A 12,518-nucleotide genomic window follows, 5' to 3' on the forward strand; every position below is an offset into this window, starting at 1 on the left:
CGCTCTCCTCGCTTATCACGTGTAAGCAAACGGTTTTAATTGATTTAATATAAACAGATTTGAAATGAGAAAATTCTACGATATTCAGATCTTTCATTTAACAGGAAAAAACAACACATTATGATTATAAATCAGTTTGATGAATCTATAATGGCAAGAAATCAACAATGCAAAGAGTCTATAATTTGGGGGTGTCTAAGTCATTAAAGCGCGTTAAAAATGCGTTTTCAATTTGTTGTGTAGAGGAGGGGGATAAATTAAGATCATCGGGTAAAATATTATTGGGAGAGCCAAAATAGCGAAGGGCTTCTTCTGTATTAAATCCAGCAAGCGTGATTGCTTCGTGATATGCAGCAATACGGTCGGCTTGTTTAATTTTTTTAAAAAGTTTTTGAGAAAGATCAACGGGAAGAGAAAATCGCATGTGGATTGCATCTTGGATACGCTTTTCAATGCGTTCATAGTGTTTTCCTATGACAGCTTTAAAGGGTGAAATGATATCGCCGATGACATATTCTGGTGCATCATGAAGAAGAGCACAGAGACATTCATGACGCGGCGACTGAGGAAAAAGTTTTTGAAATATTTGTTCAACCAAAAGTGAATGTTGTGCAACAGAATAGGCATGCTCTCCTCGTGTTTGCCCATTCCAACGGGCTACACGAGCAAGCCCATGGGCAATATCTTCAATTTCAATATCAAAAGGAGAAGGATTAAGAAGATCAAGTCTGCGTCCAGAGAGCATTCTTTGCCAAGCGCGCGCTTCTCCACTTTTTAATAATTCAGCTTTAGCCATGCGTATTTTCTATCGTATTTTCAGGAAAGGTAAAATTCATATTTTCAGCAATGCTTATAGTGACAGGAATATTTTTTACAGTAAAGGGAATGTTATGGTCCATAGCATCTTTGACATGGTCAATACGCATTAAAGCGAGAGCCTCATTTGCAACAGATGTTCCCAAGTGGCCAAGCACTTTTGTTCCTGCTTCAATGCTTGACTGAGGGGGGAGGTCAGATTGGCCTTTTACAATCAAAATACGGCGGCGTGCTGCACGGCGATGGTGCATTCGTGAAACAATTTCTTGTCCAATATAACACCCTTTGTTGAACGCCAATCCATTAATTTGATCGTAATTAATATCATGAGGAAAGACTTTGCCGATTTCATAATCTTGATCACTTTCTGCAATTGCATAACGAATTCGCAATTGATTCCATGTATCATAATTTTCTGAAGCCAAAAAAGGAACTTTGCTATAGATTCGTATTATTTTTTCTTGTTGTGGAAAGCGTTTATCAACAAAATTTGAATCAAAACTTAAAGTATCTGATTCATTTTTCCAAGAAACTGTAACAAGTCCTTGTAGTGGTTGTGTAATTTCTACTTTTTTACGCAGTTTATAAAGCAACAGACGCTTATAGAGTGCATCGGCCAAAGACATCACAATATCAATAAAATAACCCCCCTCTCTTTTACCGATAAGAAAATCAGCAAGAACCTTTCCTTGTGGGGATAAGAGAGCTCCAGGGAAAAGTTCTTGGGGACTTATTTTTTTTACATCTGTCGTGATCAGGGATTGCAGAAAATCTGTTGTTTCTTCGCCTGTAATTTGAATAATTTTACGGTTTTTTAAGCAAATGGCATTTTGTTTTTCAATCATGGTTCTTGCCTTTCTGCTCAAAGTTACATAATCGATAAGTGAGCAATATGTAAGGAGCGTGGCTATGTTTAAAACATTTGATACAATTTTTAAAGGTGCAACACTTGTGAATCATGATGGAAAAAGCAAGCGTGATATTGGTGTTACAAATGGCCGTATTGCTGAAATTGGCGACCTTACATGCGCCTCGGCTGGTGAGGTGATTGATTGTACGGGACTTCATATTTTGCCGGGAATTATTGATAGTCAAGTACATTTTCGTGAGCCTGGCAATGAATATAAAGAAGATTTGGGAAGTGGCTCATATTCTGCTGTGTTAGGGGGGGTTACAACAGTATTTGAAATGCCGAATACCCATCCATTGACAACATCAGAAGAGACATTAAGAGATAAGGTTAAGCGCGGATTCCATCGTATGCATTGTGACTTTGCATTTTGGGTTGGAGGAACGCGTGAAAATGCTCATGAACTCTCTGAATTAGAAAGACTTCCTGGTGCGGCTGGAATTAAAGTCTTTATGGGATCTTCTACCGGCGATCTTTTGGTTGATGATGATGAAAGTGTACGCCTTATTTTAAAAAATACACGTCGTCGTGCAGCTTTTCATTCTGAAGATGAGGAAAGACTCAAAGAACGTAAGATATTGCGTATTGAAGGGGATGCATCCTCACATCCGATTTGGCGTGATGAGGTTGCGGCATTAAAGTGTACGCAGCGTTTGATAAAAATTGCCCATGAAACGAAAGCACGCATTCATGTGTTACATCTTTCGACAGAAGAAGAAATTGATTTTCTAAAAAAACATAAAGATGTTGCAACAATTGAAGTAACACACCATCATTTGACTCTCACGGCTGATGATTATAAGCAGTTTGGTACATTAATTCAGATGAATCCACCTATTCGTGAATCGCGCCACCGTGAAGCTCTTTGGTACGGTGTTCAACAGGGGATTATTGATGTTTTAGGCTCAGATCATGCGCCTCATACCCTTGAGGAAAAGCTTCAATCTTATCCCTCTTCACCTTCAGGAATGACAGGCGTGCAAACAACGGCAGCCATTATGTTAACACATGTGAATGCAGGAAAAATATCTCTTGAGCGTTTTGTTGATCTCACCTCACATGGCCCTAGTCGTATTTTTGGTATAAGCTGTAAAGGACGTCTTGCTGTTGGATATGATGCTGATTTGACCATTGTTGATCTTAAACGAGAAGAAGTGATGATGAATAGCTTAATTGGTTCGCGTGCTGGTTGGACACCTTATGATGGTCAAAAAGTTAAAGGTTGGCCTGTCGGGACTATTGTCCGTGGTATGCGCGTTATGTGGGAAGGTGAAATTGTCACACCTTCGCAAGGAGAGCCTGTTAAATTTATAGAAACTTTGGTGTAAACAGCATAAATTTTATCCTATTATACCACAAAATACGATCATTTAAGAAGAAGGTATGTCAGCCTCCTTAATACATGAGTTTTTTATGCGTGGTAAATTTTTTTAAGCTTGTTACATGAGTGGGAAGCCCAGAGGAATTCACTAGAACTTGGGCTATTTACAAACCAGATTGGATTAAAAGAATCTTCATTCCTTTAAGAGGAGAGGAAGACAAAGAGCAATACAGAAAAAGGTGCTCATAAGAATACAGGCACATCGAGGCATTATTCTTCAAAAGTTGCTCTATTCATTTGTGAGGAGGGCATTATTGATATCACTTAAATGAAGGGAGGAGCTACTTTTTATACAGGTTAGCTGTTATAATGCATGAGAAGATTTTCAGATAAAGCTCTTCCTTCTTGAATATATCTTTGATTAGCTTCAATGGCTGCTTGTGTACAATGATGATAATTTTCTGAGAAAGCACGATACGCTTCATTAAATGCTTCATAAAAATAAGCGCGCCTTTGTGGAGTGGGGTGTTCTGCTTCAATGAGTGCGTTCATATAGTCATACCATTGGTTTATTGGCACTTGGTTTGTTTGAGGCTCACAAAGATTTTGGAGAAAATGCAAGGATCCTAAAATTTCTGCGAGGCGAAGTAATTTTTTCTCATAAGGTGGAGATTGTTGTGCAAAGGTTGGCATTGAAATGACAAGAAATATTAAAAGAATAATTTTTTTCAATTTATTACGCATTATTTTTATTGCTTTCTTTTAAAAATAATTGTGTCATGAGGACGCTGTTAAAAGGAGGGGTCATTAGGACATTATTCTCAATGATTGATGATGAAATATAGGGCGTAGGAGATAATAAGAAACCCATTGTGAAATATTGAAAATACTGATGAAGCTTTATGGGGTTTAAAGTTTTAAGATTTTCTTCCTGTCATCTATTTTTTATATAAATATTCTATTGCCTATGAAATTTTTTCTAAACTTGTTTCTTTCAAGAAGAAAAAAGCTCTCTATTTTTAGAATGCTTTTGTCCAAACAAATAAAAGAGATTGTTTTTATGATAAATAATGGAAACAGCCTCAATAACCATAGGGGAAGAAGAATTGGCGATAAGGTGAAAGTTTTAGTCTAAACTACATAATGTGATCATTTGAGAGAAGAGACATCTAAAAGAACGGTGCGTAATATCGTTTACGGAGTATAATGATGAAAGAGTTGCGATTTTATAATACGCTGACACGTAAAAAAGAAAATTTTACACCAATAGATCCGACAAAAGTACGTCTTTATGTTTGTGGTCCAACAGTTTATGATTATGCGCATATAGGAAATGCACGTCCTGTCATTGTTTTTGATGTTTTATTTCGCTTATTGCGTCATGTTTATGGCGAAGATCATGTTCTTTATGCGCGTAATATTACAGATGTCGATGATAAAATTAATGCACGCGCCGCCCACGAATATCCCAACTTGTCATTAAATAATGCTATTCGTCAATTAACAGAACGCACATATTCTCAGTTTCAACAAGATACAATAGCGCTTGGTTGTCTATTGCCAACCAGCCAGCCACGCGCAACCGAGCATTTAGAGGAGATGCGCGTTCTCATCGAAAGATTGCTTGAAAAGGGTCACGCTTATAAAGCGGAAAATCATATATTATTTTCTATAAAGAGTATCAAAAATCCTCCCCATTATGGGGCATTTTCAAATCGTTCTTTAGATGAAATGAGGGCAGGGGCGCGCATCGATGTTGCTGCTTATAAGCGCGAGGAGATGGATTTTGTTTTATGGAAGCCTTCTGTGGAAGGAGAGCCAGGTTGGGAATCGCCGGGCGGAATTCCTGTTTTAGGTCGTCCAGGTTGGCATATTGAGTGTTCCGCCATGTCAATGGCAAAGTTATTAGCGCCTTATGGTGGTGGTTTAACTTGTGATGATCCAACAGCAAATATTTTTGATATTCATGGTGGTGGACTTGATTTAATTTTTCCTCACCATGAAAATGAGATTGCGCAAAGTTGTTCCGCTTTTGGGACAGAACGAATGGCTAATTTTTGGATGCATAACGGCTTTTTACAAGTTGAAGGCAAAAAGATGTCGAAAAGTTTTGGCAATTTCATAACCATTCGTTCTATTTTAGAGGATAATTTTTTAGAATTTAACGGTGTTTTAGCCGATGAAATGAAGCAAAATTGGGCGGGTTTGTCTGCTCGTTTTTCGATGCTCCAAACGCATTATCGTGAACCATTAAATTGGACAGCGCAGCGTTTAATGCAATCAAGCAGTGAACTGTATCGTTGGTATGAATTGCTTCGCAGTAAAAAGAATATGATGGAAAACAATGAAGCGATTGATGATACTTTGATAGATTCCCTTAGTGATGATCTTAATACGCCAAAAGCATTCACTCTTTTGCGAAAATTTTATAAAACAGGGAATGCTTTGGCTCTTGCTCATGGCATGAATTTATTAGGATTATTACGACAAGAATGGGCTAAAGAAATAAACTGTCCATTATTTGTAAAAAAAACATCTCTTGATTCAAAATTTATTGATCAGCGCATTGCCGAAAGATTGCGGCTTATCCATAATAAAGAGTGGGAAGCTGCGGATACAATTCGTGATGAGCTTGCAGCTGAGGGGGTTCTTTTAAAAGATAGTAAGGATCCGCAGAGTGGTGAGCGCATAACTGTGTGGGAAATAAAACGATTTTAATTTCCCTATTCCAGCAGTTCTCATAAATTAAAGGGAGAATATGATGGAACTTTTATATCACTATGGATATATCGCGCTTAAGCTGGCTGTAGGTCTTGTTGCCTTCTTATTTATTCTAAGAACGACGGGTCGTGGAAGCCTTAGTCAGATGACACCTGTTGATCTAGTCAGCAATTTTGTTATGGGAGGTATTATTGGAGGAGTCATTTATAATCAGAATATTAGCAGCATTCAATTATTGCTTGTTCTACTGATTTGGCAAGCCTTGATTACCTCTTTTAATTTTTTTGCACGCTATTCAGTTTTTTTTCGTCGCCTTATTGCAGGGCGAAATGTCACATTGGTTTTAGATGGGGTCTTTCAAATGGATAAGATTAAAAACTTGAGGATCAATGTTAATGATCTTATTGCGATGTTACGTCTTAAAGGGTGTCACTTACATGAAGCTGCTTTTGTGCGTTTGGAAACCAATGGTGATTGTACTGTTATTAAAAAAGAAGAGGGGAAAAAATCGACGATTGTCGTAGAAAACGGTGAAGTTATTGATGATGGTCTTAAAGAGATTGGTAAGACAAAAAAGTGGCTTCAGGCAGAATTGAAAAAAAAGCATGTAAAAGTTGAAAATTTATTTGCAGCAGAATGGTATGAGAATACAGATCAAAATAATAAACTGTGTTGTGGATTATTTCTTGTTCCTTTTTCAAAAAAAGTCTAACCTCAAACAATGAGTAGGTAGCTTATTGAAAAGCGTAAGAAACTTATAAACAACCACAGGGGGGTGTTTTGCCTTCTTCGTGTAGGTGATAGAGAAGTAAGGGCTTTATGAAACGCAATGAAATGACAAAAACTGTATCATCTGATACAGGGAAAACTCTGCACACACTTTACAATTTATGGCCTTATATGTGGCCGGCGGACCGGCGTGATCTAAAAATACGTGTACTATGGGCAATATTTTATCTTATTTTGTCTAAGCTCGTTCTTATATCTGTGCCGTATTTCTTTAAATATTCTACGAATGTGCTTGATACAAGCTTTCAGCTCCCTGAATGGTTCCCGTCCAGTTTGATTATTCCTATCATGCTTGTTTTGGCGTACAATATCGCCCGTATTGTGCAGGCTGGATTAAATCAACTGCGCGATTCCCTTTTTGCAACCGTTGGTCAACACGCTATTCGTCAACTCGCTTATAAAACCTTTGTCCATATTCATGAGTTATCTTTACGATTTCATTTAGAGCGCCGAACTGGTGGGCTTTCTCGCGTGATTGAGCGTGGGACAAAAGGAATTGAAGCGATCGTAAGATTTTCAATTCTCAATACTGTACCGACAGTTTTAGAGTTTATATTAACGGCCCTTGTATTTTACATCAACTATGGATGGCATTATCTTCTCATTGTCGTTGTAACGGTTTTTTTATATAGCTTTTTTACCATTAAGGCGAGTGATTGGCGTATTCGTATTCGGCAACAAATGAATACGGCAGATACTGAGGCAAATACGCGCGCGGTTGATTCTCTTTTAAATTTTGAAACGGTTAAATATTTTGGCAATGAAACTCTAGAAGCCGATCGTTTTGATAGTTCTATGGCAGGTTATGAAAAAGCCGCAACAAAGATTTGGACATCATTAAGCTGGCTTAATTTTGGTCAGGCTCTTATCTTTGGTATTGGAATGACGATCATGATGCTGATGTCAGCTTATGAAGTTTTTTATAAGACACAAACTTTAGGGGACTTTGTTTTTATTAATGCCCTTTTAATGCAACTTTCCATTCCACTGAATTTTATTGGTTCAATTTATCGTGATGTTCGACAAGGTTTAACAGATATTGAAGCGATGTTTGATCTTTTAGATGTCCAGCAGGAGATCGTCGATAAATCGGATGCTAAACCGTTAGAGATAAGCGATGGGACCATTCGTTTTCATCAGGTAAAGTTTTCTTATGATTCGACACGTCAGATTCTCAGAGATATTGATTTTGAAGTTCCTGGAGGAAAAACGGTTGCCATTGTCGGTCCATCGGGTGCAGGTAAATCAACTATTTCTCGATTACTTTTTCGGTTTTATGATGTTGATGCAGGCTCTATCACAATTGATGGGCAAGATATTCGTGACATAACACAAAAAAGTTTGCGTGAAGCGATCGGCATGGTCCCACAAGATACGGTGCTATTTAATGATACAATTGCCTATAATATTCGCTATGGGCGTCCAAGTGCGACAGATGAAGAGATGTATAAAGCTGCTGAAATGGCACAAATATCAAAATTTATTGAGATATTACCGGAAGGTTTTCAGTCTATGGTAGGAGAGCGTGGTCTCAAATTATCAGGGGGTGAAAAACAACGTGTGGCTATTGCACGGACACTCTTAAAAGCTCCCCCACTTCTTATTCTAGATGAAGCAACAGCAGCTCTTGATACGGCAACGGAACAAGAAATTCAACAAGCATTAGACATTGTAAGCCGTGGACGCACAACATTGATTATTGCACATCGTCTTTCTACGGTTATCAATGCTGATGAAATTTTGGTTCTTAAAAGTGGCCGTATTATTGAAAATGGGACGCATACAGAGCTCTTACGAAAGAAAGGTTTATATGCTTCAATGTGGAATAAGCAGCTTGAAGCATCGCAAGCTGAAGAAAAGTTACGTAAAATGCGTGAACAAGACGAGACGGGTATTGTTAGTCGTAAAAAATAAAGTGGGCAAAATGTAATCTATATCTTTATATGGAGCGATTGATTAAATACATAAAAGCAAGAGGAACAAAAAGATTTATTGCTTGTTTTAAGTTTACGACGAATAGGAAATGATATGAGTATTCTACAATCTGTCCACAATAGCTTTGTCTCGATTCATAAAGAAGGCTATCCTTTTATTGTAGCATTTTTTGTTATTTCGCTCATTCTTGGTTGGATATGGAGTCCGTTGTTTTGGTGTGGACTTGTTCTCACGGTGTGGTGTATATACTTTTTTCGTGATCCAGATCGTGTGATCCCTTTAAATCCAAATTGGGTTATCTCGCCTGCAGATGGGCGTATTTCATTTGTAGAATCATGTGTTCCACCTGAAGAATTAGGCTTAGGGAAAGATGAAATGGTCCGTATTTCTATTTTTATGGACGTTTTTTCATGTCATATCAACCGTATTCCTATCAGTGGTACAGTAGAGTCTATCGTTTATCATCCAGGTCGATTTACCAATGCGGAGTTTGATAAGGCTAGTCAGTTTAATGAGCGGAATGGAATGCTCATTGAGAGCAAGCATGGTAAAATTGCTATTGTACAAATAGCGGGGATGTTTGCCCGTCGGATTGTTTGTTGGTCAAAAGAAAATGATACTGTTATTATGGGAGAGCGATTTGGGTTGATTCGTTTTGGTTCTCGCCTTGATATTTATATACCAACTGAAATAAAATTGCGTGTTGCTGTTGGGCAGATAGCCATTGCTGGAGAGACAGTTTTAGGGTCTTTTGATGATAAGAGTGCTACAACGGACTTCAGATACGATTAGGACGACATAATGAAAAATTTTTCGCCATTTTCTTCATTCAATCCTGAGGGGCAGCATGATGATATTGCAAATCGGCGACGTTCACCTACATCAATGCGCTATGTTATTCCCAATATCATTACTATTTTAGCAATTTGCGCCGGTATGAGCAGTATCCGCTTGGCTTTTGAAAATCGCTATGAAGCTGCTATTTTAATGGTACTTTTGGCTGCAGTTCTAGATGGTGCTGATGGTCGCATTGCGCGTTTAATAGATGGTAGTTCACCTTTCGGGGCACAGATGGACTCTCTTGCTGATATTGTCAATTTTGGTGTTACTCCTGCGCTTATTGTTTATTCCTTTATTTTGAATCAAGCACACCACATTGGTTGGGTTGCAGCTCTTGTTTATTGTGTTGCTTGTTGTTTGCGATTAGCGCGTTTTAATGTGATGTTAGATAATGCTGATATCCCACAATGGCAGAAAAGTTATTTTGTTGGTGTTCCTGCACCTGCAGGAGCGTTACTCCTTTTATTGCCTACCTATTTAGGTGCTCTTGGTTTGGTCCCCAATTGGGGGTGGGCATTGTTTTTTAGTCTTTATACAGTCATTATTGCTTTTCTTTTGATTAGTCGTTTACCAGTGTGGAATGCAAAGACAATTGATCAAAACTTGAGGCGTGATATCGTTATACCTTGCATGTTGGTCATTGTTATTTATGTTGGTTTTCTTGCGACTTACACATGGAAAACTTTATTGATTACAGCGATTAGCTATATGATTTTTCTCCCCTGTAGTTTTATCGCTTATAATAAACGGGCTGCCTTAGAAGAAAAAAAGGCGAATACTAAAAAAGCTATTCAAGAATCATAAACTGCTTTATGCTGCTGTTGAGAAGCGCAGGAAAGAGAGAGATTCGTCTATTTCCATTTCAGATGATGATCAATGAGGGGCATAATAATCCACAAACCGATTTTCACGGACATTAAAGAGTTTTCCAGTTTCCTTTAAATCAGGTGAGAGCAAATGGACTATTTTTTTTGCAACCTCTTGTGGTGAGGGGAGTGTTTCTGGATCTTCACCAGGCATAGCTTCAGCACGCATAGCAGTGCGTGTGGCTCCAGGATTGACACAATTAATCTTGATAGGGGTTTGTTTGAGTTCTTCTGCCCAACAGCGGGCAATCATTTCTAAAGCTGCTTTAGAGGCTGCATAAGCCCCCCAGAACGGGCGTGCAACATGCGCAACGCTTGAGGATAACAGGATAGCACGTCCAGCATCAGATTCACGTAATAAAGGCTCAACGGCTTTTATTAAGCGCCATTGGCTAAAAAGATTTATTTGAAAGACATCTTCAAAGACCATGTTTTCTATATGCGCTATTGGTGAAAGTGTTCCAAGGATTCCTGCATTTGCAACGACAATATCCAGTTTTTTCCAGCGATTGGCAATTGAGAGTGCGAGAACATCAATGTTTTCCATATGATGTAAATCGAGCGGAACGAGGGTAGCAAGAGCCCCTTTTTTTCGGATTTGATTATCCAATTCAGTAAGTCCACTGACTGTTCGTGCAAGAGCAATAATATGAGCACCGCGTGCAGCAAGCTCGAGTGCTAAATAATAGCCAATCCCTCTTGATGCGCCAGTAACAAGTGCAACGCGTCCATGGAGACTAAAGTCATGTTTTATCATCATTAATCTCTTGTCTTAAGAACAGATGATTGATGAATTTTGGAGAGATTTTCTTGATCAACCAGGTGTGTAGGATAATATCCAGTAAAATAATGGTCAGTAAATTGTGGATCGGCGTTATTTCGTTTTTCCCCTGCTACAGCAAGATATAATCCGTCCGTCGAAAGAAATTCTAAAGAGTCTGCCCCAATAAAATCACACATAGATTTTAAATCTGGATATTGGTTTGCTAAAAGACTTTCAGCTTTAGGTGTATCAATACCATAAAAGTCAGGATAGAAAATCATAGGGCTAGAGACGCGCATATGAACTTCCTTTGCTCCTGCATCGCGAAGCATTCGTACAATTTTAAGGGATGTTGTTCCCCGTACAATAGAGTCATCAATCAGAATAACACGTTTTCCTTCAATCACTGGACGGTTTGCCGAATGTTTTAACTTGACGCCAAAAGCACGAATTTGTTGTGTTGGTTCGATAAAAGTGCGGCCAACATAGTGATTGCGAATAATACCAAGCTCGAAGGGAATTCCAATTTCTTGTGCATAGCCAATTGCAGCAGGTGTTCCACCATCTGGAACCGGAACCACAACATCACCCTCACAAGGGGCTTCTTGTGCTAAACGGATTCCCATATTTTTGCGTGTTGTATAAACACTCCGCCCTCCAACAATTGAGTCCGGACGAGAAAAATAAACATATTCAAATAAGCAAATTTTTTCTGGTTTTGCATTTTCTGGTTGTATAATTTTTTTCGTAATTTCCCCATTTTTTTGTATTTCACATATGATGATTTCTCCATTTTTAACATCACGGACATATTTTGCTCCAATAATATCAAGGGCGCAAGTTTCAGAACAAAAGATAGGCTTACCATCAAGTTCTCCCATCACGAGAGGTCTAATTCCGGTTGGATCGCGTGCTGCAATAAGCTTTGTCCGTGTGAGTGCTAACATAGCATATCCTCCTTCTACTTGCCGAATTGCATCAACAAAACGATCAGAGGAAGATTCATAACGTGAGCGAGCAATAAGATGGAGAAAAACTTCTGAATCTGATGTTGATTGACAGATAGCACCAGAAGCGATGAGTTTACGGCGCAATGTCAGACCATTGGTAAGATTACCATTATGTGCAATAGCAATACCTCCAACTTTCAATTCAGCAAAAAGGGGTTGAACGTTGCGTAATGCCACTTCTCCAGTTGTTGAATAACGCGTATGTCCAATTGCGCGATTTCCTGGTAAGCGCGCAAGTGTTGCAGGATTTGTATAGTGATCACCAACAAGACCTAAATGCTTCTCTTGATGAAACATTTTATTATGGTAAGAAACAATACCAGCTGCTTCTTGCCCACGATGCTGAAGTGCGTGGAGTCCAAGAGCAGTTAATGTTGCTGCATCTTCATGCCCAAGAATGCCAAAAACCCCGCATTCTTCATGAAGGGTATCATCATCTAATGAAAATTTTTGACAAGAAATATCGCTTTTTATCATCATATCCTTTCAGTTGTGATAGAGAGGAATCATCCATATCACATTTTACATCATTGAGTTCTCTTTCCTT

11 protein-coding genes are annotated in these 12,518 nt (G+C 38.6%); 6 read left to right on the plus strand and 5 right to left on the minus strand.

The features are described from left to right. Nucleotides 1-178 precede the first annotated feature (178 nt). The gene (locus FS875_RS01365) at nt 179-796 is read right to left on the minus strand and encodes a YfbR-like 5'-deoxynucleotidase (RefSeq protein ID WP_144752001.1); all 618 of its coding nucleotides are present in this window, start codon (nt 794-796) and stop codon (nt 179-181) included. Further along, on the minus strand, nt 789-1,661 hold the full coding sequence (gene ygfZ / locus FS875_RS01370; RefSeq protein ID WP_144752004.1) for a CAF17-like 4Fe-4S cluster assembly/insertion protein YgfZ: 873 nt from the start codon (nt 1,659-1,661) through the stop codon (nt 789-791). Before ygfZ ends, FS875_RS01365 begins: the two co-directional genes overlap by 8 nt. 64 nt (nt 1,662-1,725) lie before the next feature. Between ygfZ and FS875_RS01375 the strand changes: the two genes are divergently transcribed. Beyond that, nucleotides 1,726-3,054 carry a dihydroorotase gene (locus FS875_RS01375; RefSeq protein ID WP_144752007.1) on the plus strand — a complete coding sequence of 443 codons (1,329 nt, stop codon included), beginning with the start codon at nt 1,726-1,728 and terminating at the stop codon, nt 3,052-3,054. A 350-nt stretch (nt 3,055-3,404) separates the two neighbouring features. Here FS875_RS01375 and FS875_RS01380 read toward each other — a convergent pair whose 3' ends face one another. Then, the gene (locus FS875_RS01380; protein WP_144752010.1) at nt 3,405-3,791 is read right to left on the minus strand and encodes a TIGR02301 family protein; all 387 of its coding nucleotides are present in this window, start codon (nt 3,789-3,791) and stop codon (nt 3,405-3,407) included. Between the two features lie 465 nt (nt 3,792-4,256). On the opposite strand from FS875_RS01380, the gene cysS reads away from it, so the two are divergent. From cysS to pssA, 5 genes are all read left to right on the plus strand, one after another. Further along, a complete protein-coding gene (gene cysS, locus FS875_RS01385) occupies nt 4,257-5,765 on the plus strand; it encodes a cysteine--tRNA ligase (RefSeq protein WP_144752209.1) in 1,509 nt (502 codons plus the stop codon). 43 nt (nt 5,766-5,808) lie between these two features. Next, nucleotides 5,809-6,480, plus strand: a complete 672-nt coding sequence (locus FS875_RS01390) for a DUF421 domain-containing protein (RefSeq protein WP_144752212.1) — start codon at nt 5,809-5,811, stop codon at nt 6,478-6,480. Nucleotides 6,481-6,587: 107 nt separating this feature from the next. Continuing rightward, a complete protein-coding gene (locus FS875_RS01395) occupies nt 6,588-8,471 on the plus strand; it encodes an ABCB family ABC transporter ATP-binding protein/permease (protein WP_144752013.1) in 1,884 nt (627 codons plus the stop codon). A gap of 114 nt (nt 8,472-8,585) precedes the next feature. Beyond that, nucleotides 8,586-9,284, plus strand: coding sequence for a phosphatidylserine decarboxylase (locus tag FS875_RS01400; RefSeq protein WP_144752014.1), 699 nt, complete (start codon nt 8,586-8,588; stop codon nt 9,282-9,284). Nucleotides 9,285-9,293: 9 nt separating this feature from the next. After that, nucleotides 9,294-10,136 (plus strand): CDP-diacylglycerol--serine O-phosphatidyltransferase, encoded by an 843-nt coding sequence (gene pssA / locus FS875_RS01405; protein WP_144752017.1) that lies wholly within the window; start codon nt 9,294-9,296, stop codon nt 10,134-10,136. A 69-nt stretch (nt 10,137-10,205) separates the two neighbouring features. On the opposite strand, the gene FS875_RS01410 is transcribed toward pssA, so the two are convergent. Both FS875_RS01410 and purF read right to left on the minus strand, forming a co-directional pair. Next, the gene (locus FS875_RS01410) at nt 10,206-10,955 is read right to left on the minus strand and encodes an SDR family NAD(P)-dependent oxidoreductase (protein WP_144752215.1); all 750 of its coding nucleotides are present in this window, start codon (nt 10,953-10,955) and stop codon (nt 10,206-10,208) included. 2 nt (nt 10,956-10,957) lie between these two features. After that, a complete protein-coding gene (purF, locus tag FS875_RS01415; RefSeq protein ID WP_144752218.1) occupies nt 10,958-12,448 on the minus strand; it encodes an amidophosphoribosyltransferase in 1,491 nt (496 codons plus the stop codon). Between the last annotated feature and the right edge of the window lie 70 nt (nt 12,449-12,518).

It is taken from the genome of Bartonella saheliensis (assembly GCF_902162175.1).